A 26776-nucleotide genomic window follows, 5' to 3' on the forward strand; every position below is an offset into this window, starting at 1 on the left:
TGCCGCACAGGCTTTGGCGTACAGGCGTACAGGCGTATAGGCGGACGGGCGGACGGGCGTTCGCGCGGACGGCTCAGCGGTCGCGGGGGCCGATCCGCCAGGCGCCCAGGGCGATCAGGAAGGACAGCGCCTCAAAGCCGGTGCACCACCAGGCGGTTCCGGTCCGTCCCTGCATCCAGGCGTCGACGCCGACGTTCAGCGCCCACAGCTGCCCGGCCACCACGCTCAGGACGACGAACAGCCGCGCCGTGAGGATCGCCGAGCGCTCGGGCTCCTGCTCGGTCCCCGCACCCGGTCCCGGGCCGCTGTGGACGACCCGGGAGTCGCCGTAGCCGCTGGTGGGACGGATCTGCGGATAGCGTTCGGCGACCGGGCGGTTGAGCCGCGGCTCGTCGCTGCCGGGGTGGTACTCAGGGGGGAAGGTCACGGCTGGTTCCCTCCGCCCCGGGCGCAGGCCGGTGCGGCGGCACCGGGCCGGATCGCGCTGAGCTGTCGGCAGGCCGCGTGCCGCACGGACTCGTCCGAGTAGGCCGTGCCCACCGCCCAGACGCTGCCGTCGGCGCGCTCCTCCAGCAGCACCTTGGGCAGGCCGCGCGGCGGCGGTCCCCCGGTGACCTCGCCGGTGCGTACGTCGAAGGAGCCCTCGTGGCACGGGCAGTACAACTCGCCCTCGTCGCCCCGGTCCTGACGCCACAGCACTCCGCAGGCCAGATGGGTGCAGACGGTGGAGTAGCCCACCACGCTGCCGTCGGCGAGCCGGACCGCCATCGCCCGGTCGTGCTCGCCGGGGTAGTTGAAGGTCACCGCCTGCCCCCGGTCCAGCCGCTCGGCGACCCGGAGCAGCGGGACGTCCGCCGCCTCCGCGTCGCCGTGCCGGTGCAGTACGCCGGCCGAGACCGCGACGCTGCCGACCAGCAGGCCGCCGGAGACCGTGGTCATCACCCGCAGGTAGTCGCGGCGCGAGGTCAGCGAGTCGGTGCCGAGGCGCTCGCGCAGGGCCCGTTGCTCCGCCTCGTGCCCGCCCTGGTGCTGGATACCCGGGTCCAGTTGTTCGCTGCTCACCACACACCTCCCACGCCGCCGCTGCCGCTACTACCGCTGCCGGTATCGCGTCCGTTGATCTGCACCAGGGGGAGGGTCGGCATCCCGCCCGGCACCGGGCGGTCGCGCTTGTCAGCCGGGATGACCATGGCGACACCGGTGGTGATCTGCACGTCGCCGAACTCGAACCAGTTGGAGACGTCCACGTTGGGCCGTTCGGCCTGGAGTTCCTCCAAGGTCCCGTAGAACAGCGCGCCGGTCGGGCAGACCGTCGCGCACATCGGGGCCAGGCCGATCGAGGTGCGGTCGTAACACAGATTGCACTTCATCTGCAGCTTTGCTTCGAGGTCGATCTTGGGGACGCCGAACGGGCAGGCGTTGACGCAGTTGCCGCAGCCGATGCAGCGGGTCGGGTCGGCCTCGTGGACCACCCCGTCCGGGCTGATCAGGATCGCCTCGGCCGGGCAGACCTCGGCGCACGGCGCGACCGGGTCCTCGCAGTGCATGCAGACCGTCGGCAGCGAGGCCACCGAACTGCCCTGGTCCGGGTAGTCGAGGTGGATCATGGACTTGCCGCGGTGCGAGTCGCACTCCCGGCAGCCGGACACACAGGCCTGGCAGCCGATGCAGCGCCCCGGGTCGATGAAGAGCGTTCGTCCCATCATCGCCGGATCACCTCCCTTCGCCCGTGCCGCGGCCCTGCGGTGAGGTGGGCGGCATCGGGTCGTCGCGGGAGGCCTGGGCCTCCGGGTAGGCCGAGCGGCCCGGGGGCATCGGCGGGGCCGGAACCGGGTCCACCTCGGGGGCGGGTTCGATCCGGCAGGCGCAGACCTTGTACTCCGGGATCTTGGAGCGCGGGTCGAGCGCGTCGATGGTCAGTGCGTTCGCCGAGGTGGGGAACGGCCAGTGGTAGGGGATGAAGACATGGTCGGGACGGATCGCCTCGGTCACCAGCGCGGGCAGCACCTCGCTGCCGCGCCGGGTGGTGACCCGGACCGGGTCGCCGTTGCGGTAGCCGTGGGTGGGGTGCAGCTCGACCCACGGCCGCGGTGTCTGCTCGACCAGCGCGCCAAGCCGCCGGGTCTGGTTGCCGGACAGGAAGTGCGCCACCGTACGGCCGGTGGTGAGCCGCAACGGGTACTGCTCGTCGAAGGGGTCGGCCGGCGGGTGCCATTCCACGGTCTGCAGATGGACCTTCCGGTCGGCGTGGTACGTCAGGCCGCCCTCGAACAGCCGGGGCGTGCCGGGGTGGTCCAGGTCCGGGCAGGGCCAGGCGATGCCGCCGGTCTCCTCGAGGCGTTCGTAGGTGATCCCGTAGTAGTCGTTGACCGAGCCGGCCGAGGCGTGCCGCAACTCGTCGAAGACGGCCCGGGAACCGTCGAAGGCGAACTTGTCGCCCACGCCGAGCCGGCGGGCGAGTTCGCACATCACCCAGGTGTCGGTGCGCACCCCGGGCGCGGGCTCCTGCGCCTTGTTGTGCTTGACCACCCGCGCCTCGGCGTTGGCCATCACCCCCTCGTCCTCGGCCCAGGTGGTGACCGGGAAGACGACATGGGCGTTGGCGGCGGTCTCGGAGAGGAAGAAGTCGAACTGGGCGTGGAAGTCCAGGGTGTCGTAACCGTCCTTGACCACCGCGTAGTTGGGCAGTGAGACAAAGGGGTTGTTGCAGATCCCGATCAGCCCGCGGATCTCCTGGCGCTGCATCTGCCAGACCATCTCCATCATCGAGGTGCCGGCCTGCGGCAGTTCGGCCTCCTCGATGCCCCAGAAGTCGGAGATGAACCTGCGTGCCTCGGGGTCGCTGATGGAGCGTCCGCCGGGCAGCATGTCGGACTTCTGGCCGTGCTCGCGTCCGCCCTGGCCGTTGCCCTGGCCGGTGATGGTGCCGTAGCCGGCCCCCGGCTTGCCCAGGTTCCCGGTGGCGGTGCAGAGGTTGATGACGGTCAGGCAGTTCTCCACGCCCTGGGTGTGGTGCTCGATGCCCCGGGCGTGCCAGGCCATGGCGCGTGGGGCTCCGGCGAACATCCGGGCCACCTGCTCGACCTGCGAGGCCGGGATGCCGCAGATCTCCGCGGCGCGCTCGGGCGGGTAGGCGGCGACGGTCGCCTTCAACTCCTGCCAGCCCGTGGTGTGTTCGGCCAGGAAGACCTCGTCGGTCAGGCCCTCCCTGATCACCACGTGCAGCACCGCGTTGAAGAAGGCCGAGTCGGTGCCGGAGCGCAGCGCGACATGGATGTCGGCGGTCCTGGCGATCGCGGTCTCGCGCGGGTCCACCACGATCAGCGACGCGCCCCGGTCCCTGGCGCCCCACAGGTACTGGGTCATCACCGGGAAGCACTCGCCGACGTTGGAGCCGGCGATCAGCAGGCAGTCGGTCTGCAGGATGTCGGCGAAGGGGTTGGCCGCCCGGTCGATGCCGAAGGCCAGCTTGTTCGCCCCGGCCGCGCTGACCATGCACAGCCGCCCGTTGTAGTCGACATGACGGGTCTTCAGCGCGACCCGGGCGAACTTGCCGACCAGGTAGGTCTTCTCGGAGAACAGGCTGGCGCCGCCGAGCAGTCCGAAGGCGTCCCTGCCGTGCTCGGCCTGGATCCGGCGCACCTCGGCGACGGTGAAGTCCAGCGCCTCGTCCCAGCTCACCTCGCGCAGCGGCTCGTCCCGGCTGCGGCGCATCAGCGGTGCGGTGAGCCGGTCCGGGTGGTTGACCTGCTGGTAGGCGTTGAGCCCCTTGGGGCAGAGCCGGCTGCGGTTGATGTCGTGGTTGCGCGGCTCGACGCCGAAGACCTTGCCGTGGTCGTCCACCCGCAGGTACATCCCGCACTGGACGCCGCAGAAGCAGCAGTGGGTGGGCACCAGGGTCTGCGCGACCTGGTTCGCGTGCCACTGGTCGGCGGGGATGCCGCCCGCGTCACGGAAGTTGCGGGTGCCCGGCGGGGCGACGGTGGGATCCAGGGACACCGGCACCGGACGGCTCTCCCGGCTGCCGAGGGGGTGGCTCATTTGAATCCCCGCTTCACGTGCTGCAGATAGGCGCTGCCGCGCAGGACGCGCTTGCAGCGGGGGCAGTACTCGGCCCACTCGTCGAAGCCCAGCTTCAGGTCGCGCATGGTGCCGCGCAGGTTCTCCACGTACGGGGCGGTGTCGACCGGCTCGCCGCAGCGGCGGCAGGCGAACAACTCCGCCGGCTCCGCGCCCGGCTGCCCGGCGGCGGCACCGGCTCCGAGGCCGGCCGCGGCACCGGTGCGGGTGCTGTACTTGAACAGCTGCATCCCCACCGCGGCCGGACGCTGCACGATGTGGAAGAACTTGCCGAAGGGCAGGTAGACCAGGGTGAACACCACCGAGACCATGTGCAGCACGGCGAGGAACTCATAACCGCCGCCGTGCAGGCAGATCTCGGAGAAGGTGAGCAGCAGCCCGGTCACCGAGATGGTGAGCAGGGCCAGCAGCGGCAGGAAGTCGTAGCCGAAGCGCTGCCCGGTGGTCGCCGCCCGGTCCCGGGTGCGCCGCCACAGGAAGTAGCCGACACCGCCGATGACCAGCACCGCGGCCAGGTCCAGGCCGTGGTACATGGCCCAGCCGAAGAGGCTGCTGGAGCTGAAGCCCAGCACCTTGAAGCCCCACACCCGCATCTCGTAGCCGGGCCCGGTGGCGCTGGAGGCGGTGAAGGTGAACCAGCCCCAGGTCAGCGGGAAGGTGATCGCCACGGCGAGCAGGCAGCCCCAGAACATCGCCTGGTGGGCGATCCAGCGGGAGTGCGAACGGGCGCCGAGGAAGCGCTGGAAGCCCAGGTAGGTGGCCGCCATCCGGGGCAGCGCGGTGGGGGCGCGGCGGAAGTTCTGCCAGGAGAACAGCGTGCCGAGGCCTTTGCGGAACAGCCGCCAGGCGGCCGGCGCCGAGATCCAGACCAGGTAGCGGTAGACGACGCCGAAGGTCAGGAAGATCGTGGCCACGGTGTACGGGATCAGCGCGGAGTCGAAGTCCCGCAGGCCCCGGCTGCCCAGCACGATGGCGACCACCAGCAGCACGGACACGGCGGCGGCGATCAGCGCGGCGCGAGTCCTGACCTTCCGCGCGGCGGCTTCGCCGTCGGCCTGCGGTCGGGGGTCGGGACCGGTGTCGGCGTCGGGTTCGGCGGCGGCTTCAATGGTCACAATTCGACCATAACGGTCAGTCAGACCGCCGACGCGCTCTGCCACCAGCGGTTGCGCCGGACGAGTACAGCAGCCCGAAGCCCCGCGCCCCGGCGCCCCTCGCCCCGCGCTACACCCCGGCCAGGTGCGCGCGGCTGCGCGGCGCCTCGGCGCCGGGCGCGGCCAGGCCGGTGCCGGCTCGGCCGGTGCCGCCGCGGCCGTAGCGGTCCGGGAAGGGCGAGGCGGGCACCGGGGCCAGCCCGGCCTGGTACAACTGGCGCAGGGTCCACCCGCGCAGCTCCCGCAGCTGGCGGCCGTCGGCCAGCGGGTTGGCCAGCAGCCGGGTGCCGCGCTCGAAGATGTCCTCGGCCTGCCGGACCGGCAGCCGGGTCCAGCCGGTGATCGGGCACCGGTCGCGGGACGCCACCGCCCGCGCGCCCGGCACCGCCGTCAGGAACAGCGGGCCGCTCCGCCGGACGCCGATCAGCCGCGCCAGCGAGCGCACCGTGCCGGGCTGCCCGTGCAGCCGACGGCGGGGCCGCTCGCCGCCGGAGGGCAGCACGTCCTCCACGTTCAGGGCCAGCAGGGCTTCGACCGGTGTCGCGCCCTCATGGACCAGCCGCCAGAGGGTCCGTTCCCGCAGTGGTGCCTCGAGCTGCCACAGCCGGGCGATCTGATGCGGCGACAGCAGCTGAGCAGCGGCCGTCTGCGGGGCCGACGGCCGCTGCTCGATGCCCTGGGTGGGGTCCGCGCTGATCCAGCCCTGGCCGCGCCACCAGCGGATCGCCTTGCGCAGGATGGACAGCTCGCGCTGCACGGTGTCCGAGTCCACCGCGTCCGCCCTGGCGGCGGCGAACTCCGCGAGCCGCCTCGGCAGCGCGGGGTCGTCCAGTACGGCCAGGGCGAGCGCGGGCGGCTCCGCCCCGCGCCGGAACTGCCCCAGCGGGGTGGGCCGGCCGGCCAGCAGCCAGGACCAGTTGACCAGGGAGATCCGGTAGATCCGGGCCGAGCTCTCGGAGATCCTCGCCGCCAGCAGGTAGCAGTCCACCGCCGCCAGGTAGTCCTGCGGCCCGGCCGCATGCCCCACTGTCACCCGGTACCGCCTCTCCCAGCTCCGTCACCACAGGCGTACGCCGCACGTCCTCGGTGCGACCGTGTCCGCGACGGATGGCCCCGGGGCGAGGGTGAGCCTAGAGGACCCGCCCCGGGAAACCGGGCATTGAACCGGGCGCAGGGCCGCACCGGTCACCGTCTTTAGCCTGTTCAGCGGTGTACAGGGGCGGACTTGGCGAGGTTGCGGAGCTGGAAGGCGTGCACGATCTCGGTGAGTCCGAGCACGACCAGCATGATCCCGGCGACCACGGCCAGCACGGTCAGCGAGCTGAACGGGGAGACGATCAGCACGATGCCGGCCAGCGCGGTGACCACGCCGAGGAACAGCTGCCAGCCGCGGGCCGGGAGCCCCTCGGTGGAGAGCGCCACCGCGGTCAGCATGACGCCCTGGAGCAGCCAGCCGAAGCCGATCCAGAGGGCGAGCAGCAGGATCGACTCGGCCGCCCCGCGGAAGCAGATCAGGCCCAGCAGCAGGCTCAGTGCGCCGCTGACGAAGTGGAGTGCGCGCATCGAGCCCGGCACGTGGGAGCCGAAGGCCCCGGCGAGCTGGAAGATCCCGTTGATGACCAGGAAGATGCCGAACAGGATGCCGATCACGGCGAGGGTGGCGTGCGGCCAGACCAGGACGACGATGCCCAGGACGACGGAGACCACCCCCGCCGCGACGAGCACCTGCCAGGCGGCGTCGGCGAGGGCGCCGAGGCCGGGGCCGAGCAGGGGCACGTCGGGACGGGGATGGTCGGGCTGTGGGGTGGTACGGGGACCGGAAGTCGAGGTCATGGCGCCTACCTCTCGCGGGATGCCGGTGCCGGGCCCATGGCCGATGCACGCGGCCGGTGCACTTGCTTGCTGACATCCTCGTCCGGTTGCCCGGTCTTCGCCTGCTGTGGCGGCGGGCGGGGCTCTCCGACGCCGGGCGGGCCCTCCGCCGACCGTCAGGGCTCGCCGACGAGCGAGACGGTGACCACGGACGCGCGGGCGGTGTCGCTGGTCGGCACCGGGGTGAAGCCGACCTTGGTCGTTCCGCCGCAGGGCAGGTTCAGCGAGGTCGGGATCGGCAGCCGGACGAAGAAGCTGGTCAGCGTCCCGATCGCGGGACCGGCGCTGCTGGACGCCCCCTGGATCCCGACGACCAGGCTGTGCGCGGCGCTGCCGGTGTAGCCGCCGACGGTGGTGCTGCTCGGCAGGTCGGTCACGGCCTCGACGTACTGGCCGGCCAGGGGGTGGCCGGTCTGGCCGGGCAGGATCGGCCCGAAGCAGCCGACCTTGATCACCGCGTTGGCGGCGGCTCCGTTGACCAGGCCGTGGAAGAACAGGTTCGGTCCGACCGGGATCGGGTCCTGGATCGGGCCGGGGTCGTCGGCGACGGCCGCGGTCGCGGCGGTGGCGCCGGACAGCAGGGCGAGGGCGAGCGCGGTGGCAAGGGTGGCGCTGCGGGACAAGCGGGTGCGGGCCATGGGTCTCTCCTGGGGCGAGGCAGATGCGGGTGGCGTGCCTGGCGGTACATGGAGGCGGTGCATGGAGCCTTGGCGGTGCGCAGAGCGGTGCGTGGAGCCTTGGCGGTGCACGGGCAAACTATCGGCTGGTTGTGCCCGCGACAAGGCTCCGGCCGGAGCGGACCGGTGGGCCTCAGCCGTCCGCGCTGATCAGCGAGAACTGGGTGCCCTCCGGGTCGCGCAGCCGGGCCACCCTGCCGTAGGGAGTGCTCTCGATCGGGGCGATCAGCGTGCCGCCCAGCCGACTCGCGTGCCCGGCCGCGGCATCGGCCGAGCCGACCGAGAAGAAGACCCGCCACACCGGCCGTTCCGGCAGCGCCGAGGCGGTCGGTTCGGCCGTGCGCAGTGCGGCGATCCGGCGGCCCGCGGCGCGGAGCACCACGCGTTCGTTCTCCCAGGACACGTCCAGGGCGCTGCGGTCCTGGACGGCCCAGTCCAGCACCGCGCCGTAGAACAGGGCCGCGGCGAAGGCGTCGGTGGAGAGCTCCATCCAGGAGGGGGCGCCGGACATCCGCAGGGTCCTGGCCGGGCCCGGCTCCCCCTGCCACAGGCCGAAGACCGCGTTGTCGGGGTCGACCGCGACGGCCACCCGGCCCGAGCTGAGGTCGAGCGGGCCGATCCCCACGGTGCCCAGCCGCTCACGGGTCCGCCGGACCGCCGCGTCGATGTCCGCCACGCCGAAGAACACGGTCCAGGTCGGCGCGCCGCGCCAGCCGGAGGGCACGGCGCCCACCCCGGCGATGCTGACCCCCTGGACCGTGGCGTAGGAGTAGCTGCCCTCGCGCTCGTCGACGGACTGGAACTCCCAGCCGAGCAGTTCGCCGTAGAAGCGCCGGGACGCGTCGGGGTCGCGGGACAGCAGGCTGACCCAGCTCGGGGCTCCGGGGACACAGGGAACACCGAGCGCGTAGGGCATGCTCTCGGATTCTGCCGCCACGCTGCTGCCCCTCTCCTGCTGTGGGTCTCCTGCCTGGTCCTTCCCTGTCCAGATTCTGAAGCCCGGCACCGCTCGGCGCGACAGCAGGACGGCCGGAATCGGAAGGTTTGCCCCGCAACCCATTGACAGGTATAGACCAAAGCGATTGAGTCATCCCGTGTCCCCGAACCGGACCGCCCGTTGCCGCGGCGGATCCGAGGGAGACCAGCCTGTCCTCGACCACGTGCGGCCCCACCCGCACGAAGGAGTGACCGTATGTCCCGACAACGCATTTTTGCGTTCCTGTCCGCCCTTGCCCTGGCCACCGGACTGGCGGTGGCACTGCCGACCGCCTCGGCCTCGACCGTGGCCTGCGCCGCCGCCTGGAGTCCCACGACCGTCTACACCAACGGCGGTGTCAGTTCGTACAACAGCCACAACTGGCTGGCCAAGTGGTGGACCCAGAACGACACCCCCGGCGGTTCGGTCGGCGTCTGGACCGACCAGGGCGCCTGTGGCGACGGCAGTACGCCGCCGCCCACCAACCCTCCGGGGGGCGGGAGTTGCTCCTACCCGGCCTGGGTGGCCGGTACCAGCTACGCCACCGGGGCGATCGTCCAGTACTCCAACGGCCTGTACTACCAGGCGACCCACGACAACCCGGGCTACGACCCGACCATCAGCACCTGGTACTGGTCCCCCTACAGCTGCACCGGCGGCGGCGGTACCACCCCGCCGAGCAACGGTGGATTCGTGGTCAGCGAGGCCCAGTTCAACCAGATGTTCCCGAGCCGGAACGCCTTCTACACCTACAGCGGCCTGACCGCGGCGCTCAGCGCCTACCCGGGCTTCGCCACCACCGGCAGCGACACGGTCAAGAAGCAGGAGGCCGCGGCGTTCCTGGCCAACGTCAGCCATGAGACCGGCGGCCTCGTCTACATCACCGAGATCGACCAGTCGGGGAACTACTGCGCGAGCGAGCCGTACGGCTGCCCGGCCGGGACGTACGCCTACTACGGGCGCGGCCCGATGCAGTTGAGCTGGAACTTCAACTACAAGGCGGCCGGCGACGCACTCGGCATCGACCTGCTGGACAACCCGAACCTGGTGCAGACCGACGCCTCCGTCGCCTGGAAGACCGGGCTCTGGTACTGGGACACCCAGAACGGCCCCGGCACGATGACGGCGCACAACGCCATGGTGAACGGCTACGGCTTCGGTGAGACCATCCGCAGCATCAACGGCGGCCTGGAGTGCAACGGCAACAACACCGCCGAAATGCAGGACCGGGTCAGCAAGTACCAGAGCTACGCCGCGATCCTCGGGGTCAGCCCCGGCAGCAACCTGACCTGCTAGCACCGGTCCACGTCGAAGCCCTCGCCCGGGATCCGGGCGGGGGCTTTGCTGCTGCAGCGGCCCAACTCACAGACATGCAGGCTCATGTCGAGATTTTGCGAACATCGGTTGACATCTTGTGGTCATCTGTCGGGAATGGTTAAGTGAGGCCGCCACAGGGCGATCCCCCACCCGGATGCGGTCCCACCGTCCCTCTGGCACCACCCACGTCAGAGGAGCCGTCCGTGTTCCACCTCCCCGCCCGCGTCCACCGGCGTGCGCCGCGCGCGTCCGTCCCGCACCGGGCCCGGCGCCTGGCCGCCGGTCTCACCGCCGGGGCCCTGCTGGCCGCGGCCCCGCTGCTGGCGCTGCCCGCCGCGTCCGCCGTCGCGGCCACCGCGCCCGGCGCCGCCGTGCCGTTCACCGAGTACCTGGCCGCGAACGCCGCCACCAACGGCAATGTGCTGGCCCCCGACTACACCTATGGCACCCTGGCCTCGGAGGCGACGGGCCGTCAGGCCGTGCAGCTGGTGGGCCAGGGCAAGTACGTCTCGTTCACCCTCACCGCCCCGGCGAACGCAGTGGACTTCCACTACGCGATACCCGACTCGCTGGACGGCGCCGGGCTGACCGCGCCGATCAGCGTGTACGTCAACGGAACCAAGACCGAGGACCTCCAGCTGACGTCGAAGAACAGCTGGCTGTACGGGGCGTACACGTTCACCAGCAACCCGGCCGACGTGGGCGATCCGCAGAGCGCCGTGCCGCACGACTTCTACGACGACGTGCGGACCATGTTCCCGTCCGTGCTGCCGATCGGGACGGTGGTCAAGCTCCAGGTCGACGCCAACGACACCGCTCCCTGGTACGCGATCAACACCGCCGACTTCGAGAACGTCCCGGCCCCGCTGCCCAAGCCGGCCGGGTACCTGGACGTCACCCAGGCGCCGTACAACATCGACAGCACCGGCGTCGCCGACGCGACCACCAAGCTGCAGCAGGCGATCAACGACGCCTCGGCGGCGGGGACCGGGGTCTACCTGCCGCAGGGGCTCTACAACATCACCGCGCCGATCGGCCTGAACAAGGTCGGGGTCGCCGGAGCCGGCGAGTGGTACACCGAACTGACCGGCCACAACGTGGAGTTCCAGGGAAACGTGGGGCAGACCACCGGGGTCACCGTGCACGACCTGTCGATCTTCGGCAACGTCAACACCCGTGACGACAGCGACGGTTCGGTCAACGGCTTCAACGGCGGCTTCAACAACACCACCATCTCCAATGTCTGGATCCAGAACGCCAAGGTCGGCGCCTGGATCGTCGGCGCGACCACCAATCTGAAGCTGCAGAACATGCGGATCCAGGACACCCTCGCCGACGGCATCAACTTCGACGGCGGGGTCACCAACTCCTCGGTCAGCAACAGCTTCCTGCGGAACACCCAGGACGACGGACTGGCCCTGTGGTCCTCGACCAACGACAGCGGCGACGTCTTCGACCACAACACGGTCGACTCCCCCGGGCTGGCCAACAACATCGCCTTCTACGGCGGTTCGGACAACAGCGCCACCAACAACCTGCTGCAGGACACCGTCACCCGCGGCGGCGGCATCCACGTCGGCAACCGCTTCGGCGCGGTCGCCCTCGCCGGGACCACCACCATCAGCGGCAACAAGCTGGTGCGCACCGGCCAGTTCGACCCCGGCTGGGACTACGGCGTGGGCGCGATGTGGTTCTTCGCGCTGGACTCGGCGATGACCGGCACCGTCAATGTCACCGGCAACGAGATCGACGACAGCCCGTACGAGGCGTTCCAGTTCGAGGGGACGCTGGAGGGCGGCAAGCCGATCAGCGGGATCAACATCAGCAATGACACCGTCAACAACGTCGGCACCTATGTCTTCCAGGACCAGACCTCCGGTTCGGCCAGTGTCTCCGGGGTGACCGCCACCGGTGTCGGCGTCGGCGGCGTGGAGGACTGCGGCTCCGGCTTCGCGCTCAACACCGGTTCCGGCAACACCGGTTGGTCCACCGCGGCCAGCTGCGGCTTCCCCGCCAACGCCCCGGTCACCTCCTTCCCGAGCACGGTGACCTTCGAGAACGCCACGGTCGGGCACGCCACCCCGGTCCAGAAGGTGACCGTCTACAACACCGGACGCTCGGCCACCCCGCTCGGCGGCATCTCCGCCACCGGCGGATTCACCGTCACCCAGGACGCCGCCAAGCCCTGCGGCAGCAGCCTGGCCGGCGCCAATGACACCGACCCCGGCATGTGGTGCCAGGTGGACGTGTCGTACACCGCCCCCGCCTCCGGCATCACCACCGGCACCCTGACCGTCCCGAACAGCCAGTCCGGCGGTCCGCGCACGGTGCAGCTGATCGGCAGCGACGGCGGCACCACGGTGAACACCCCGGTCTCGGCCAGCCCCGGTTCGCTGGCCTTCGGCAGCATCGCCGTCGGCAGCACCACCGCGGCCAAGACCGTCACCGTCAGCAACCCGGGCCCGGCCGCGGCCACGCTGACCTCGATCACCGCCAGCGGCCCGTTCGCCCAGACCAACACCTGCGGCAGCACCCTGGCGGCCGGCGCCTCCTGCACTGTCAGCGTCACCTTCACCCCCACCACCGGCGGGGCCCAGAGCGGCACCCTGGCCGTCGCCAACTCCACCACCACGACCCCGGTCGGCACCACGCTCAGCGGCACGGGCGTCAGCTCCACCACCAACCTGGCGGCCGGCGCCACCATCACCGCGAGCAGCAGCACCGGCGGCTTCCCGGCGTCCAACACCAACGACGGCAGTACCAGCAGCTACTGGGAGAGCAACAGCAGCGCCTTCCCGCAGTGGCTGCAGGCCGACCTGGGCTCGGCGCAGCAGGTGGGCTCGCTCACCCTGGACCTGCCGCCGGCCACCGCCTGGGCCGCCCGTACCGAGACCCTCTCGGTCCTGGGCTCCACCGACGGCAGCACCTGGACCACACTCAAGGCCTCGGCCGGCTACACCTTCGACCCCGCCACCGGCAACACCACCACGATCAGCCTGCCGACCGGTTCCGTCCGCTACCTGCGGCTCAATGTCACCGGCAACACCGGCTGGCCCGCGGCGCAGTTCTCCGAGCTGCAGATCTTCCCGGGCGGCGGCAGCACCGGCGGCGGGGGCGGCAGCACCGCGCCCGCGCTGGCGGCGACCCCGGCCAGCCTGACCTTCGCCGGCCAGACGGTCGGCAGCAGCGGCGCCGCGCAGACCACCACGGTGAAGAACAACGGCACGGCGGCGGCCTCGCTCGGCGCCGTCACCGTCTCCGGTGACTACACCGACACCACCAGCTGCGGCAGCACCCTGGCCGTCGGCGCCTCCTGCACCGTCAGCGTCACCTTCAAGCCCACGGCCACCGGGACCCGCGGCGGCACGGTCTCGATCAGCTCCAACGACCCGGCCGGGCCGCTCACCGTGGCGCTCACCGGCACCGGCAACGCGGCCGGCGGCGGAGGCGGCGGCAACCTGGCCCTGACCGCGGTGATGACCGCCAGCGGCTCCACCCAGAACTACACCCCGGCCAATACCAACGACGGAAGCACCAGCAGCTACTGGGAGAGCACCGACAACGCCTTCCCGCAGTGGCTGCAGGCCGACCTCGGCAGCGCCAAGAACGTCACCACGCTCACCCTGGACCTGCCGCCGGCCACCGCCTGGGCCGCCCGCACCGAGACACTCTCGGTCCTGGGCTCCACCGACGGCAGCAGCTGGACCACGCTCAAGGCCTCGGCCGGCTACACCTTCGACCCCGCCACCGGGAACACCGTCACGATCACCGTGCCGACCGCCTCCGTGCGCTACCTGCGGCTCAATGTCACCGGCAACACCGGCTGGCCCGCCGCCCAGCTCTCCGAGGTGCAGATCTTCTCCTGACCCGCTTCCTCCGCCCGTTCCGGCCGCCCACCCTCCCCGGTGGGCGGCCGGTCTGCGTGATCCAACGGCGCGGGCCGGGCAATCTAGATGTAATTAACAACTTATGTGTAGGGTGCAAGCGGCTCGGGGAGTCGTAGGTAAGAGGATCGATTGTGAGGCTGGTTCCCATGGATCAGGCAGCTGGACGACTCGGAAGTCTGCTGGCGGAGGCATTCGGCGGCCCACTGCCGCTGCGCCTGCGTGCCTGGGACGGCAGCGAGGTCGGCCCGGCGGACGCGCCCGTGCTCGTCGTCCGCAGCCGTCGCGCGCTGCACCGACTGCTCTGGAAGCCCGGCGAGCTCGGCCTGGCCCGGGCCTGGGTCGCCGGGGAGATCACCGTCGAGGGTGATCTGTACGAGGCGCTCGCGCGGCTGGCGCCGCTGATATGGCAGCACGAGGACGGCCCGGCGGAGCGCAACGTCCGCAGGCTGCTGCCCGATCCCCGGTTGCTGCGGCTGGCCGGTCAGGTGCTCGCCCTCGCCGGGCCCGGCCTGCCGCCCACGCCGCCGCGCGAGGAGCTGCGGTCCCGGCACGGCCTGAAGCACAGCCTGCGCCGCGACCGGGAGGCGATCAGCCACCACTACGACGTCGGCAACGACTTCTACTCGCTGGTCCTCGGTCCCTCCATGGTCTACTCCTGCGCCTACTGGGACAGCCAGGACAGCACCCTGGAGCAGGCCCAGTTCGACAAACTCGACCTGGTCTGCCGCAAGCTGGCGCTGCGTCCGGGACAGCGGCTGCTCGACGTCGGCTGCGGCTGGGGCTCGATGGTGCTGCACGCGGCCGAGCACTACGGCGTGCACGCCGTGGGCGTCACCATCTCCGTCGAGCAGGCCGAACTCGCGCGCAAGCGCGTGGTGGACGCCGGCCTGGCGGACCGGGTGGAGATCAGGGTGCAGGACTACCGCCGGATCGACGACGGTCCCTTCGACGCCATCTCCTCGATCGGCATGGCCGAGCACGTCGGCTCGGTCGCCTACGGGACGTACGCGTCGCAGCTGTTCGGACTGCTGAAGCCCGGCGGCCGACTGCTCAACCACCAGATCGCCCGGCCGCCGCGGGCGGACGAATCGACCTACTCGGTGGACGAGTTCATCGACCGCTACGTCTTCCCGGACGGGGAGCTCGCGCCCGTGGGCACCACCGTGTCACTGCTGGAACAGGCCGGTTTCGAAGTACGCGACCTGGAGTCCATCCGCGAGCACTACGCACTCACCCTGCGCGGCTGGGTGACGAACCTGGAACGCAACTGGGCCGAGGCAGTTCGCCTGGTCAGCCCGGGTCGGGCCCGGGTGTGGCGGCTCTACATGGCGGCGTCGGCGGTGGCCTTCGAGCAGAACGGAATCGGCGTCAACCAGGTGCTCGCGGTGCGTACCAGGACCGGGGGAAACTCGGGCATGCCACTGGTCCGCGGGCCCTGGAGCAGCTGACCAACGGCGGACAACAACGAACCCCGGTCGAGTGATATCCGACAACTGGTAACGCAACACGGCCGAGTTGTGCCTACCATCACGGGAACGTATTGGTTCCGATGATGGGTAAGGCGCTCATGACAGAAGCAGCAAACAGCAGGCTCGAGTCGGTACTTGCCGGCATTCGCGACTACCTCACCGGGCAGTTGAACGAGCTGGACGACGAACTCGCGGCGGCCCGGCAGGCCGTTGCCGAGCTGAGCGAGGAGTTGGCGGCCCGGGAGGCGGCGGTCGGGATCCTGGTGGCCGGCCGCGACCTCCTGGTCGCCAAGTTGGACGAACTCGACAGCGCCACAACGGAATCCGAAGTGGCGCTGGAGGCGGTCGAGGCCGCCGAGGTGGCCGAGGCGGTCGCCGAAGCGGTCGAGGTCGCCGAAGCGGTGTCCGAAGCGGTGGACGTCGCCGTGGTCGCCGAGGCGGTTGAGATCGTGTCGGCTTCGGTGTCCGCCTCCGCTCCGGCGCCGGTGTCCCGGGAGGCGCTGAACCCGGGTCAGGTCGCGGTGCTCGGCTTCCTGGAGGCGACTCCGGGCGTGCACAAGGTCGCCGAGATCTCGGTCGAGGTGAACGGCCCCGAGGCCAGCAGCGCGGCGGTCCAGGCGATCCGCCGGGCGCTGGCCGTGCTCACCAGGGCCGGACTGGCCGCCAAGTCCGAGCAGGCGGGCACCGCGTTCTACTCCGCCACCGCCGCCGCGCCGGTGGTCGCTCCCCCGGCGGCCGAGCCTGTCGTCGAGGCGGCCGCACCGGCCAGGAAGCCCCGCAAGGCCGCCGCCAAGAAGGCCACGGCCAAGCCGGCCAAGGCCGCGCCGGCGGCGAAGGCAGCCAGGACCGCCAAGTCGACCAAGGCCGCGAAGCCGGCCAAGGCAGCCAAGGCAGCCAAGGCGGCGCCTGCGAAGAAGGCCCCCGCCAAGGCCGCGGCCACCGTGCCTGCCGCGCGCACCGCGCCCAAGGCCGAGACCGTCGCCGCCGCGAAGCCGGTCCGCGCGGACCGCGCCAAGATCGTGGCGACGCTGGAGGCGCTGCGGGAGCCGCAGTCCGCGGGCGAGGTGTCCCGCGCCGTCATGGGCGACGAGTGGAAGTCCTCGGACGCGACCAACTTCCGCAATGTGCTGAAGAGCATGGTGAAGGAAGGCGTCGTCGCGGAGCAGACCGGCGAGGACAAGCGCGCCCGCTACACCGTGCCTGTCAAGGTCTGACCCCTCCCGGCCGGCCCCGTCACCGCCGTCGCGACCGACAGCGGGGACGGGGCCGGGAGACCGGAGTTGTTCAGGGCCGCCACACCGTCAGGGACGCCACACCCTCAGGGCCGCCACACCCGTGCGGCGTAGTCGAGGAAGTTGCGGCCGAGGATCTTCTCGATCCGCTCCGAGCGGTAGCCACGCTGTTCGAGCAGCCGGACCAGTTCGTGGAACTGGTCCACGCCGCGCAGGTCGATGACGAACGGCAGGGTGTCGCTGCGCTCCCCCGCCGCGCCGACACCGGCCGCGCTGCGCAGGGCCACATGCTCGGCGAGCTGCTCGCGGTAGCCGTCCAGGTCGTCGATCGAGGTGACCGGGCCGTCCGTGCCGATGCCGACGTGGTCCTCGCCGCAGACGTTGACCGCGTGGGCGATGTGCTCGACCACATCGGCGGCGCTGGCGTGGCCCGAGGTGTTCAGGAAGGGCATGAAGTAGATGCCCACGAAGCCGCCGCGCGACGCGACCAGCCGCAGTTCCTGGTCCGTCTTGTTGCGCGGGAGGTCGGCCAGCGCACGGCAGCCGGTGTGGTTGATCGAGACCGGCTGCCGGGAGATCCTGGCGGCCTCCAGACAGGTGTTCTCCCCGCTGTGGGAGAGGTCGACCATGATCCGACGGTCGTTCAGGCCCTCGACCACCTGCCGTCCGAACGGGGTAAGTCCGCGGTTCTCCGGCGCCATCGAACCGTCGCCGAGGTGGTTCGCCTGGTTGTAGGTGAGTTGCACCACCCGCACCCCGAGCCGGTCGAAGGTCTCGATCCGGCCGAGGTCGTCGCCGACGGCCACGCCGTTCTGGAAGCCGTAGATCACCCCGATCCGGCCGTCCGCGCGGGCCTGCTGAATGTCCGTCACCGTGCGGACCTTGACCAGGTCGGCGGCGTTGTCCCGGATCAGCGCGTCCCAGACCTCGATCTCGTGCAGCGTGTGCTCGTACGGCGGCAGGTCGCCCATGGTGTAGCCGAGGGTGATGTTCACCGCGGTCAGGCCGGACGCGTGGGCGTCGGCCAGGGTGCGGGCGTCGATCGTCAGGTCCTCGCTGGTCTGCACGAGTTTCCCGGCGGCGGCCGAGGAGTGCGGGGCGTTGGGGTTGTCGAGACCGCCCAGCGCGTTGATGACGGTGTAGTCGTGTGCGGAGCTCATCGCTCGCCCTGTCCCTTCGGGAGGTAGTCGGCCCGGTCGTGGCGCAGGCCGCGTTTGACGACGAACTCGATGCTGCGCAGGTTGGCCATGTCCTCCAGCGGGTCCCGCTCCAGCACCACGAAGTTGGCGAGCTTGCCGCTCTCGACCGTGCCCATGACGTCCTCGGCGCCCATGCTGACCGCACCGGCCAGGGTGGCCGAGCGGATCACCTGGGCGGCCGGGATCCCGCAGCGCCGGACCAGGAAGGCCATCTCCTCGTGCAGCGACGGGTAGGGGTGCCCGGGGCCGGTCTCGTAGTCGGTGCCGGTCGAGAGGGTGACCCCGGCCCGGTACGCCTGGGCGGTGAGGGCTGCCGCGAGTTCGGCGTTGGCCGCGGCCCTGGCCAGGTCCTCGGGGGTTCCCGCGCCGATCACCTCGTCGCTGGTCCACATGCTCGCGGTGGCGTCCAGGACGGTGCCGCGGCGCCGCATCTCGGCGAACAGCGACTCCATCAGCGGGTCGTCGCCGGCCGCGAACCTGGCGTGGTCGACCGGCGGCTTGTCCTGATAGCTGGTCAGTTCCCGCTCGGCGGCCTCGTGGACCAGCAGGGTGATGTGCGAGACCGCGTCCACGCCGGCGGCCAGCACCTCCCCCGGGCTCGCCGGGAACACCGCCGCGTGAGCCCAGACGTCGATGCCCTGCCGGTGGGCCTCGGCGGTGATCGCGGCGACGGTGCGGCCCGGCAGGTTGGCGTAGATCTTGATCGCCTGGGCGTGGGTGCCGCGGGCTCTCGCGACCGCCAGCGGCAGGTCGGTGTCGTCGGTGACCGCCTGCATCCAGGGCACCTCGCCCGGGGTCTCGCCCTGCGACACCTGCCAGGTGCGCGGGTCGTCGAAGAAGCTCGGCCCGGCCATCAGCGCGGCGTAGCGGATGTCGGGTCCCGGGATCTCGCCGACCCGGGTGGCCCGGGCCAGGTCGCCCACCTGGCGCAGGTCGTCGGCCATGTCCCGGATCGCGGTGACGCCGCCGTAGACCTGGCGGCGCAGCACCGCCTCGGCCGCGGCGCGGTCGGGCGGGGTCGCGAGGTGCTGGTGCGAGTCGATCAGACCGGGGATGACGAAGCGGCCACCGAGGTCCACCACCCGGGCGCCGCCGAGCGCGTCCGCGTCCTGGTCCAGTTCGGCGTCGGGGGCCACCGCCCGGATCTCGGCGCCGTCGACGACGATCGTCGTCCCGGGCCGGGCCGGGCCGCCGGTCCCGTCGATCAGCGTCGCGCCGCGGTAGACCGTGACCGTGCCTGGAGCGGGCGCGGCGAACGGTGTCGGGGCGCCGAGAACCTCATGACCCATCGATCCTCACCGGATTTCCTATCGTGTTACAGTCCATGAAACATACGTCACAACTATGGTAACCATAAGCCCGAGGAGTGGTACGTCATGCCGCGGTCGTCCAGCTCAGCTGTGGACAAGGCGCTGGACCTGATCGAGGTGGTGGCCCGCTCCGACCGCCCGCTGCGGCTCAGCGAGCTGGCCAACGAGGTCGGGATGCACCGCGCGACCGCGTACCGGGTCCTGGTGGACCTGGTGCGGCGCGGCTGGGTGCTGCGCGTGGACGACCACTACCTGCCCGGCACGGTGGTGCTCCAGCTCTCCCCGGCCGCCGCCGCCAACTCGCTGGTGGCGCTGTGCCGTCCGGTCCTCGAAGCGCTGTCGGAGCGGACCGGGATGATGGTGAACCTGCAGGTGCTGGAGTCCGAGCGGTCCCGGGTGATCGACGTGGTCCGCCCGCAGCGGCTGGAGATGATCACCCATCTCCGCGACGAGGCGCTGCCGGTGCACCGCTTCGCCGGGCCGATGGCCCTGGTCGCCGTGCTGGACGAGAACGCGCGGGCGCCCTATCTGCGTCCGGCCGAGGAGGCCGGCTACCCGCTGGACGGGGCGGACGGGCTGCTGGCCGACCTCGACCGGGCCCGGGCCACCGGATACGCGCTGGAACGGGGGCGCAACGAGAAGCTGATCGCGTCGGTCAGCCGCGCGGTGGTGTCGGCCAAGGGGCTGCCGCTCTGCGCACTCACCGTGGTCGGGCTGGACGCGGAGTTCGACGAGCCGCGGCTGTCCGAGCTGAAGCGGCGGCTCCTCCAGTCCACGGCCGAGCTCCAGGGCATCCTGACCACACTGTTCAGCGACGAGACGGAGCGGGTATGAGCGGCGGGCCGCGGACCGACGGCGTGCTGGTCCTCGACCGGGCACAGACCCGGGCCGCGCTCGATCCGGCCGCGGTGCTGGCCGCGGTCTCGACCGCGCTGGTCGCCATCAGCCGGCAGACGGCCTCGGCCCCGCCCCGGATCGCCGCGTTCGCCCCGGCCGGGCTGCTCGGCGCGATGCCGGGCTACGTTCCCGGGCTGGGCCTGGCCGCCAAGCTGGTGTCGGTGTTCGCCGCGCCCGGCCAGGTCGGTCGCAGCTCCCACCGCGGCGTGGTGGCGCTCTTCGACGAGCAGGACGGACGGCTGCTCGCGCTGATGGACGCCGAACCGCTCACCGCCGTGCGGACCGCCGCCACCGCCACGCAGAGTCTGCTCGCGCTGGCGCGGCCGGATCCGGCCAGGATCGCCGTGATCGGCACCGGCGCCCAGGCCGAGGCCCAACTCGCGCTGCTGGCCGCCCTCGGCAGCCGCACCCCGGTCGTCGTGGGTGGCCGCGATCCGCTGCGGGCACGGGAGTTGGCGGACCGTCAGCCGAATGCCTCGGCGGCTACGGTCGAGGCCGCGGTGCGCGGATCCGACGTCGTCCTCTGCTGCACCGGCGCCCGGGAGCCGGTGCTCAGGCGGGCCTGGCTGGCCGAGGGGGCCCACATCAGCTCGGTCGGCGGCTCGCACGGCCCGGAACTGGACCCGGAGACGATCAGGGACGGCTCGCTGTTCACGGAGTGGCCCGGCGCCGCCGCCGAGGCTCCCCCGGCCGGTGCGCACGAGCTCCAGGGCCTGGCGCCGGAACGGGCCGTCCTGCTCGGCGCGGTCCTGGACGGCCGGCACCCGGGCCGCCGCGGACCCTCCGAGCTGACCGTGTTCAAGTCGACCGGGCACGCCGCCCTGGACGTGGCGGCGGCGTCGGTGGTCCACGCCTTCGCCCGCGCCCACGGGTTGGGCACCGCCGTCGACATGTGAGCGCCGCCCGGCTGCGCTGCCGGGGGTCAGTCCTCGGCGGTGGGGACGACGATGCGGTCGGCCCGGTGCGCGGTGGCGGCGATCAGCCGGGCGTTGGGCTCGTCGTTGCGGTCCACCCAGGCCGCCGCCTCGGCCTCGGAACGCCCGTGGGCCCGGTGGCGCTGCAGCAGCCGCCGCACCCGGACCGGCTCCTCGGGGCGGAGGTACCAGGTCTGGTCCAGCAGCGACGCGGTCTCCCGCCAGGGGCCGTCGTCCAGCAGCAGGTAGTTGCCCTCGACCACGACCAGCCGGACGCTGTCCGGCACGGCGATGGCCCCGGCGATCGGCTCCTCCAGCTCACGCCGGAACTCCGGTGCGTAGACCACCTGCCCGGTGTCGGCCCGCAGCCGCCGCAGCAGCGCCTGGAACCCGCCGACGTCGAAACTGGGCGGTGAGCCCTTGCGGTCGGCCAGCCCCAACTGCCGCAGCACCTGGTTGGCCAGGTGGAAACCGTCCATCGGGACGCAGGCCGCGACCGGCCCCAGCGCGGCGCAGAGCTCGGCGGCCAGGGTGCTCTTGCCCGCTCCGGGCGGGCCGGTCAGCCCCAGCAGGCGGCGTCCGCCGGGGCGCAGCAGCGCTCGCGCCGACTCGGCCAGGACCGGCACCGACCACGGCAGCGGCTCCGGGGACTGATCCGGCGGCGGCTCCGGGTGCGGGTCGGCGGGGAGGTGCGGCACGGTGGGAACCCCGTTCGTGGCGGTGCGTCGGTCGGTGCCACCGTACCCGCCGCCGTACCGCGGTCCGTCAGCCGGTGAAGCCGGCGAACATCTTGGAGAACTGGTAGGGCGTCTGCGTGATGTTGGTGCAGCTGGACAGGCCGCCCTGGCAGGCGTGGGCGTCCCTGGTGACCTCCCAGAACGCCAGCTCGCCGAGGTGGTTCTGCTGGGCGAAGGTGATCAGCTGCGAGGCGTCGGCCAGACCGAACACCTCACTGGTGTTGTCGTTCACCCCGAGCATCGGGGTGACCCCGACCATCCGCCAGGCCTGGGCCGCGGTCAGGGTCGTCCAGACCTGCCTGACCTGCGCCTGGGTGGACTGCGCCGACTGGATCGCGTAAGCGCCCATCTTCCCGGCCGGGTTGGGGGCGGTGGAGTCGCCGAAGTCCATGGCCATGACGTTGACCGCGTCCACGACCACACCCGCGTTCTTGGCGGACTGCAGCACATAGACCCCGTCGGCGGTCAGGCCGGTGGGCAGCACCGGCAGGGTCAGCGTGACCTTGAGGTCCCGGCCCTTGGCCCGCTGGGCGGCCTGGACCGCGGCGATGGCCGCCGAACGGCGGTCGATGGAGGCGTGGTCGACCACGGCCGCACCCTCGATGTCGAAGTCGATCCGGTCCAGCGCGTAGACGTCGACGACCTTCTGGTACTGCGCGGCGAGGCTGGCCACCGTGGTGCAGGACTGCGCCAGTTCGGTCCCGTTGGCGCCGCCGAAGGACGGGCGGACGTCACCGCCGGCCGACCTGATCGCGTCGAAGTCCGCCTTGTCCCAGCCGGTGGCCGGGTCGTAGGCGCCGAACCAGCTGGCGGTGCAGGGAGTGCTGCCGTTGATGATGAAGGCCAGCGAGAACTGCTTCAGCCCGGTCGCCGCCGCGATGGCCGGCAGGCTGGGCGTGGGGTAGGAGCCGAGGTCCACGTACGGGGCCGCGGCGCCGGGGGCGGTGCCGCTGCCCGCGGTGGCGGTCAGCGTGGCGGAGTGCGCCGACTCGTTGCCGGCCGCGTCGAAGGCCGCGACGCTGACGGTGTGGCTGCTGCCGGCCAGCAGGCCGATCAGGTTGGTGGCGGTGCCGGTGACCGTCGCGACGACGGAGGTCCCCTCGTACACGTGGTAGCCGGTGACCGCGACATTGTCGGTGGAGGCGTGCCAGGACAGGGCGATGCTGCCGGGGCCGGTCCCGGTGACGGCCAGGCCGGTCGGCACCGAGGGCGCGACCAGGTCGGGCGGCAGGCCCTGGCACGGCGCGTTGTTGATCAGGCAGTTGGCCGGCGGGGTCTGGGTGGCGCCGGTGGAGAAGTCCATGCCGACGACATCGGCGGTGGCCCCGGGGGCCAGCGGGGACGCCCAGGTCGGCGAGGTGAGGGTGTAGTGGTTGCCGGAGTGGGTGAGGGTGCCGTTCCAGGCGCTGGTGACGGCTTCGCCGGTGGGGAGGTCGAAGCCGAGGGACCAGGAGCTGACGGCGGCGTTGGAGTTGTTGGTGATCGTATAGGTGCCCTCGAAGCCGCTCTGCCAGCTTGAGGTGACCGCGAAGTTCGCGATCAGCCCGGTGAGCCCGTTGGCGGCATGGGCGGTGGAGGGGAGCAGCAGCGGGGCGGCGAGCAGCGCCGCGGCGGCGGTGAGGGGCAAGGTGACGCGCCTCATGGGCGTGTCCTCCCAAGCGGATGGGCAGCACAGAGCTCGTGCTGCTGAAGGAGTGTGGGGGTGCTCCATGCATGGAACTGACCTGCCGCGGCATCCCTACCGTGGTCCAGACCAATGCCCGCCGTCAAGGGTGCGGCAGCCCGGGGTCGGCGGCGGCGGACGGGACGCGCGACACCGGGGCGCCACCATGGAGTCGCCGGGGAGGCCCCGGAAGTGTCAGGATGGTGTTTATGACGATCAAGGTCTACTTCGACATCACCATCAACGACGAGCCCGCCGGGCGGATCACCTTCAACCTCTTCGACGACGTGGTCCCCAAGACGGCGGAGAACTTCCGCGCGCTGGCCACCGGCGAGCAGGGGTTCGGCTACAAGGGATCCTCGTTCCACCGCGTCATCCCCGGCTTCATGCTCCAGGGCGGCGACTTCACCGCCGGCAACGGCACCGGCGGCAAGAGCATCTACGGGAACAAGTTCCCGGACGAGAACTTCAAGCTCACCCACAACAAGCCGGGCCTGCTGTCGATGGCCAACGCCGGGCCGAACACCAACGGCTCCCAGTTCTTCGTCACCACCGTGGTGACCGACTGGCTGGACGGCAAGCACGTGGTCTTCGGCGAGGTCGCCGACAAGGAGAGCCTGGACCTGGTCAGCAAGATCGAGAGCTTCGGCTCCTCCAGCGGCAAGACCAAGGCCAAGATCACCATCTCCGACTCCGGAGTCATCTGACGCCTGCCCGCTCTTCCCACCCGTGAGCGCGCCGACCGGCGAAGTCGACCGGTCGGCGAGCTCGTGCACGTCCGGGCCCTAGCCTCGGGCGCCCCGGCGGCGCAGGGCGAGCAGGGTGTGGACGACCGCGCGGGAGAGCGGTCCGGGGCGCCGCGCCTGGACGGCCGCGCGCAGTGGCGGGTCGAGCAGCGCGGTGGCCGCGGCGACCGCGAGTCCGCGCAGCGGGCGGCGCAGTGGCTCGGGCAGCCGCCGGGCGGCGAGGCCGCGGGTGCTGGACCAGAGCAGCGCGGCGTCCTCGGTGGCGCCGAAGCGCTCCTGCTCGAAGGCACGGGACCAGCGGGACCAGTCGTCCGGGCCGCCCGGCGGGGGCTCCACCCCGAGGGCCGCGGCCAGGTCCCGGTAGAAGGCGACCAGATCGGCCCGGTCCTGCGGATCGAGCGGGCGGACGCCGTGGGCGTCGATGAAGCGGATCGGCTCCAGTGCGAACACGGTCAGCACATAACGCATCAGTTCCTGGTCCAGGCCGGTGTGCACCCTGCGCAGGTGGTCGAGGACCGGGGCGCTCGCCGGATCCTCCAGGCCGTCCTCCAGCAGTTGGAACAGGATCTGCCCGGTCGCCTCGGCGCGTGCGTCGGGGTCGGCCACCATGCCCCCGGAGGCGACCAGGACGGAGGCGACGGCGGGGACGGCGAAGGTCCGCCACAGCCCCAGCGTCAGCCCGATCCGCAGGTCGTCCCGATGCGTGGTCAGCGCCATCCGGCGGACCCGCTCATGCGGGTCGGGGCCGGGCACGGGCGCGTACCCGGGCGGCACGAACTCGACCGCGGGGCCGAAGAAGGCCAGCGCGACCCGGGCCAGGTCGTGCTGGTCCGAGGTGACGTCGCCGCCGGCGTCGCGGCCACCGGGCGGGGGCAGTTCCAGGGCCGGGGTCGCCCGGTGGCCGAGCCGGTAGCGGGCCAGCCCCGAGCGCAGGCTGACCGCGTCCGCCAGCGCCCGCCGCTCCTGCTCGGCGCCGGCCGGGCCGACCGCGTCGGCCGGTGCAGCCGCGCCGCCCGCGCCGCCCGCGCCGGCCGGGGCGAGGACCCGGTCGGCGAGGTCGGGCGCCGCGTACTGGGTCAGCAGCACCTGGGCGTCCCTGGCCTCCATCACCTGCCGCTGCCACTCGCGGTGCCGCCAGCCGCTCGGCAGCAGCCCCTCCCACCACAGCCGGGGCATCCGCGCGTGCGGCACCGCCTCGGTCAGCACCCGTTGCAGCGGCGCGACCTGGCGGTAGCGGCGCCAGAGCACCAGCCGCGGCCCGGCCACGGTGGCGGAGAATCCCGCGGCGATCAGGACCGCGCCCACCGAGGCGAACTCCGGGGCGACCACCGTGGACAGCACATCCGCGTGGCTGCCGGCCAGTCGCAGCGCGATCGCGGCGAGCTTGCAACCGCCGTACCCCAGCGCGACGCAGGAGCCGGCCCCGATCAGCGCCAGGCCCTTGCCGTGCCAGTACCGCACCGCCACCGCCGGATCGGCGGCCAGCGTGCGGCAGAGCATCGCCAGCCGCACCAGCGTGTAGAAGAACGCCAGTTGATAGACGATCAGAAAGACCGCGATGGCCGGGACCGAGGCGTACACGGTGTCGAAGGTGGTCGGTGCCTCCCTGGCCCGCACCTCCGCCGCGCCGGCCCCGAACATGGTGACCATCAGCGCCAACGTGACTGCGAAGACCGCCAGTTGGGTGCGCAGGCGGCGCAGCGCCAGCCAGCCGGCCCGACCGCCGCGGCGCTGGTGCTGCTCCGTCGGCCACAGCACCAGCAGCACCTGGGCGCTCGCCCCGCAGGCGGTGATCAGCGCATACACCAGCAGGGTGGTGAGGTTGGGCACGCCGACCGCGCGGTCGATGGCCCGGTAGAGCACCGGCGTGGCCACCAGGAAGGCGGACCCGCTGAACGCCGGGCAGGCCGCCATCGCCGCCAGCGCGGGATCCCAGCCCACCCGCCGCAGCGCGTTCAGCTTGTGCCCGACCACCCCGTAGGAGAGCGCGCCCACCAGCGGGTAGGCCACGTCCAGGTAGGTCTCCCAGAAGGCGCTCACGGGGCACCGCTCGGGCGCCGGTGCTCGAGCGAGGGGGCGAGCCGGTCCACCGCCTGCGAGGATCCGGCCACGGCCAGCAGCGGCAGCCGCGCGGTGACCTGGACCGCGAACTCCTCCGCCTCCAACTCGGCCCGCTTGTGGTAGCCGTGGTGCCGGGCGTGCACCCCGGCGCTGAAGTGCTGGGCCATCTGGGCCGGATCGGTCACCTGGGCGAGCAGCCTGGCCGCCTCGACCATCGCCTCGGGGGAGGACTCGTGCCGGCAGGCCAGGTGTCCGAGCTCGTGCAGCACGATGCCGGTCTGGTGCCAGACCGTGGTGTGCCGCTGGTAGAGGATCAGGCCGTGGGTGTCGGTGGCCAGGGTCAGCCCGGAGACCCGCGGTCCGAGCGGGGCCGGGCGCGCGGTCAGCTCCCGCCCGGTGACCCGGGCGATGTGCTGGACCAGCCCGTCCAGGTCGCAGTCTCCGGGGATCTGCAACTCCTCGACCAGGCGGGCGCAGAACCGGCGCACGGCGTTCATCGTCCGCCCCTCCGCACCCGGCGCACGCCAGACGTGGACCGGCACCGTGACAGCCGCCGGCCGGAACCGGGAAGGCAGGATCCCATCC

At 72.0% G+C, this 26776-nt stretch carries 22 protein-coding genes; 7 read left to right on the forward strand and 15 right to left on the reverse strand.

Annotated elements, in window-relative coordinates; translation table 11 throughout:
* Positions 1-73: 73 nt before the first annotated feature.
* The 9 genes from ACEZDG_RS03300 to ACEZDG_RS03340 all read right to left on the reverse strand — a co-directional run bounded on the left by ACEZDG_RS03300 (position 74) and on the right by ACEZDG_RS03340 (position 8720).
* Positions 74-427, reverse strand: coding sequence for a hypothetical protein (locus ACEZDG_RS03300; RefSeq protein WP_380502009.1), 354 nt, complete (start codon positions 425-427; stop codon positions 74-76).
* The gene (locus ACEZDG_RS03305) at positions 424-1062 is read right to left on the reverse strand and encodes a QcrA and Rieske domain-containing protein (RefSeq protein ID WP_380502011.1); all 639 of its coding nucleotides are present in this window, start codon (positions 1060-1062) and stop codon (positions 424-426) included. Before ACEZDG_RS03305 ends, ACEZDG_RS03300 begins: the two co-directional genes overlap by 4 nt.
* Positions 1059-1706: a 4Fe-4S dicluster domain-containing protein gene (locus ACEZDG_RS03310; RefSeq protein WP_380502013.1), complete on the reverse strand. Its 648-nt coding sequence runs from the start codon at positions 1704-1706 to the stop codon at positions 1059-1061. The genes ACEZDG_RS03305 and ACEZDG_RS03310 overlap by 4 nt, the downstream gene beginning before the upstream one ends.
* Positions 1707-1713: 7 nt before the next feature.
* Complete coding sequence (locus ACEZDG_RS03315) at positions 1714-4041, reverse strand: molybdopterin oxidoreductase family protein (RefSeq protein ID WP_380502015.1); 2328 nt, start codon at positions 4039-4041, stop codon at positions 1714-1716.
* Positions 4038-5195 (reverse strand): MFS transporter, encoded by a 1158-nt coding sequence (locus ACEZDG_RS03320; RefSeq protein WP_380502017.1) that lies wholly within the window; start codon positions 5193-5195, stop codon positions 4038-4040. Before ACEZDG_RS03320 ends, ACEZDG_RS03315 begins: the two co-directional genes overlap by 4 nt.
* Before the next feature lie 109 nt (positions 5196-5304).
* Positions 5305-6267 carry a site-specific recombinase gene (locus ACEZDG_RS03325; protein ID WP_380502019.1) on the reverse strand — a complete coding sequence of 321 codons (963 nt, stop codon included), beginning with the start codon at positions 6265-6267 and terminating at the stop codon, positions 5305-5307.
* A 170-nt stretch (positions 6268-6437) separates the two neighbouring features.
* The gene (locus ACEZDG_RS03330) at positions 6438-7067 is read right to left on the reverse strand and encodes an HdeD family acid-resistance protein (protein WP_380502021.1); all 630 of its coding nucleotides are present in this window, start codon (positions 7065-7067) and stop codon (positions 6438-6440) included.
* A 155-nt stretch (positions 7068-7222) separates the two neighbouring features.
* Complete coding sequence (locus ACEZDG_RS03335; protein WP_380502023.1) at positions 7223-7744, reverse strand: hypothetical protein; 522 nt, start codon at positions 7742-7744, stop codon at positions 7223-7225.
* Between the two features lie 172 nt (positions 7745-7916).
* The gene (locus ACEZDG_RS03340; protein WP_380502025.1) at positions 7917-8720 is read right to left on the reverse strand and encodes a VOC family protein; all 804 of its coding nucleotides are present in this window, start codon (positions 8718-8720) and stop codon (positions 7917-7919) included.
* A gap of 255 nt (positions 8721-8975) precedes the next feature.
* Here ACEZDG_RS03340 and ACEZDG_RS03345 point away from each other — a divergent pair, with 255 nt between their 5' ends.
* The 4 genes from ACEZDG_RS03345 (at position 8976) to ACEZDG_RS03360 (ending at position 16646) form a co-directional block, all read left to right on the forward strand.
* Entirely contained in the window at positions 8976-10055 is a 1080-nt protein-coding gene (locus tag ACEZDG_RS03345; protein WP_380502027.1) for a glycoside hydrolase family 19 protein, read from the forward strand.
* A gap of 224 nt (positions 10056-10279) precedes the next feature.
* Positions 10280-13942 (forward strand): discoidin domain-containing protein, encoded by a 3663-nt coding sequence (locus tag ACEZDG_RS03350; protein WP_380502029.1) that lies wholly within the window; start codon positions 10280-10282, stop codon positions 13940-13942.
* A gap of 167 nt (positions 13943-14109) precedes the next feature.
* Positions 14110-15411 carry a class I SAM-dependent methyltransferase gene (locus ACEZDG_RS03355; protein WP_380502031.1) on the forward strand — a complete coding sequence of 434 codons (1302 nt, stop codon included), beginning with the start codon at positions 14110-14112 and terminating at the stop codon, positions 15409-15411.
* A gap of 119 nt (positions 15412-15530) precedes the next feature.
* Entirely contained in the window at positions 15531-16646 is a 1116-nt protein-coding gene (locus ACEZDG_RS03360) for a hypothetical protein (protein ID WP_380502033.1), read from the forward strand.
* A gap of 104 nt (positions 16647-16750) precedes the next feature.
* Here ACEZDG_RS03360 and ACEZDG_RS03365 read toward each other — a convergent pair whose 3' ends face one another.
* Positions 16751-17824, reverse strand: coding sequence for a dipeptidase (locus tag ACEZDG_RS03365; protein ID WP_380502035.1), 1074 nt, complete (start codon positions 17822-17824; stop codon positions 16751-16753).
* Complete coding sequence (locus ACEZDG_RS03370; RefSeq protein WP_380502037.1) at positions 17821-19152, reverse strand: amidohydrolase family protein; 1332 nt, start codon at positions 19150-19152, stop codon at positions 17821-17823. The genes ACEZDG_RS03365 and ACEZDG_RS03370 overlap by 4 nt, the downstream gene beginning before the upstream one ends.
* Positions 19153-19239: 87 nt before the next feature.
* Here ACEZDG_RS03370 and ACEZDG_RS03375 point away from each other — a divergent pair, with 87 nt between their 5' ends.
* A complete protein-coding gene (locus ACEZDG_RS03375; RefSeq protein ID WP_380502040.1) occupies positions 19240-20007 on the forward strand; it encodes an IclR family transcriptional regulator in 768 nt (255 codons plus the stop codon).
* Positions 20004-20966, forward strand: coding sequence for an ornithine cyclodeaminase family protein (locus ACEZDG_RS03380; RefSeq protein ID WP_380502042.1), 963 nt, complete (start codon positions 20004-20006; stop codon positions 20964-20966). Before ACEZDG_RS03375 ends, ACEZDG_RS03380 begins: the two co-directional genes overlap by 4 nt.
* A 26-nt stretch (positions 20967-20992) precedes the next feature.
* On the opposite strand, the gene ACEZDG_RS03385 is transcribed toward ACEZDG_RS03380, so the two are convergent.
* A complete protein-coding gene (locus tag ACEZDG_RS03385; protein WP_380502241.1) occupies positions 20993-21622 on the reverse strand; it encodes a nucleoside/nucleotide kinase family protein in 630 nt (209 codons plus the stop codon).
* 127 nt (positions 21623-21749) lie between these two features.
* Positions 21750-23363, reverse strand: a complete 1614-nt coding sequence (locus ACEZDG_RS03390; protein WP_380502044.1) for a cellulose binding domain-containing protein — start codon at positions 23361-23363, stop codon at positions 21750-21752.
* A 230-nt stretch (positions 23364-23593) separates the two neighbouring features.
* On the opposite strand from ACEZDG_RS03390, the gene ACEZDG_RS03395 reads away from it, so the two are divergent.
* The gene (locus ACEZDG_RS03395) at positions 23594-24091 is read left to right on the forward strand and encodes a peptidylprolyl isomerase (RefSeq protein ID WP_380502046.1); all 498 of its coding nucleotides are present in this window, start codon (positions 23594-23596) and stop codon (positions 24089-24091) included.
* Positions 24092-24169: 78 nt separating this feature from the next.
* Here the strand turns inward: ACEZDG_RS03395 and ACEZDG_RS03400 are convergent, their stop codons facing one another.
* Both ACEZDG_RS03400 and ACEZDG_RS03405 read right to left on the reverse strand, forming a co-directional pair.
* Positions 24170-26170, reverse strand: coding sequence for an MAB_1171c family putative transporter (locus tag ACEZDG_RS03400; protein WP_380502048.1), 2001 nt, complete (start codon positions 26168-26170; stop codon positions 24170-24172).
* Positions 26167-26688 carry a hypothetical protein gene (locus tag ACEZDG_RS03405; RefSeq protein ID WP_380502050.1) on the reverse strand — a complete coding sequence of 174 codons (522 nt, stop codon included), beginning with the start codon at positions 26686-26688 and terminating at the stop codon, positions 26167-26169. The genes ACEZDG_RS03400 and ACEZDG_RS03405 overlap by 4 nt, the downstream gene beginning before the upstream one ends.
* Positions 26689-26776: the final 88 nt, after the last annotated feature.

The organism is Streptacidiphilus alkalitolerans (assembly GCF_042511045.1).
Lineage (GTDB): Bacteria > Actinomycetota > Actinomycetes > Streptomycetales > Streptomycetaceae > Streptacidiphilus > Streptacidiphilus alkalitolerans.

Excerpts from the sequence above, each read along its gene's own strand:
- ACEZDG_RS03310 (WP_380502013.1), bottom strand. The coding sequence starts at position 1,706 with ATGATGGGACGAACGCTCTTCATCGACCCGGGGCGCTGCATCGGCTGC.
- ACEZDG_RS03315 (WP_380502015.1), bottom strand. The coding sequence starts at position 4,041 with ATGAGCCACCCCCTCGGCAGCCGGGAGAGCCGTCCGGTGCCGGTGTCC.
- ACEZDG_RS03330 (WP_380502021.1), bottom strand. The coding sequence starts at position 7,067 with ATGACCTCGACTTCCGGTCCCCGTACCACCCCACAGCCCGACCATCCC.
- ACEZDG_RS03335 (WP_380502023.1), bottom strand. The coding sequence starts at position 7,744 with ATGGCCCGCACCCGCTTGTCCCGCAGCGCCACCCTTGCCACCGCGCTC.
- ACEZDG_RS03345 (WP_380502027.1), top strand. The coding sequence starts at position 8,976 with ATGTCCCGACAACGCATTTTTGCGTTCCTGTCCGCCCTTGCCCTGGCC.
- ACEZDG_RS03355 (WP_380502031.1), top strand. The coding sequence starts at position 14,110 with ATGGATCAGGCAGCTGGACGACTCGGAAGTCTGCTGGCGGAGGCATTC.
- ACEZDG_RS03360 (WP_380502033.1), top strand. The coding sequence starts at position 15,531 with ATGACAGAAGCAGCAAACAGCAGGCTCGAGTCGGTACTTGCCGGCATT.
- ACEZDG_RS03365 (WP_380502035.1), bottom strand. The coding sequence starts at position 17,824 with ATGAGCTCCGCACACGACTACACCGTCATCAACGCGCTGGGCGGTCTC.
- ACEZDG_RS03370 (WP_380502037.1), bottom strand. The coding sequence starts at position 19,152 with ATGGGTCATGAGGTTCTCGGCGCCCCGACACCGTTCGCCGCGCCCGCT.
- ACEZDG_RS03375 (WP_380502040.1), top strand. The coding sequence starts at position 19,240 with ATGCCGCGGTCGTCCAGCTCAGCTGTGGACAAGGCGCTGGACCTGATC.
- ACEZDG_RS03380 (WP_380502042.1), top strand. The coding sequence starts at position 20,004 with ATGAGCGGCGGGCCGCGGACCGACGGCGTGCTGGTCCTCGACCGGGCA.
- ACEZDG_RS03390 (WP_380502044.1), bottom strand. The coding sequence starts at position 23,363 with ATGAGGCGCGTCACCTTGCCCCTCACCGCCGCCGCGGCGCTGCTCGCC.
- ACEZDG_RS03395 (WP_380502046.1), top strand. The coding sequence starts at position 23,594 with ATGACGATCAAGGTCTACTTCGACATCACCATCAACGACGAGCCCGCC.
- ACEZDG_RS03405 (WP_380502050.1), bottom strand. The coding sequence starts at position 26,688 with ATGAACGCCGTGCGCCGGTTCTGCGCCCGCCTGGTCGAGGAGTTGCAG.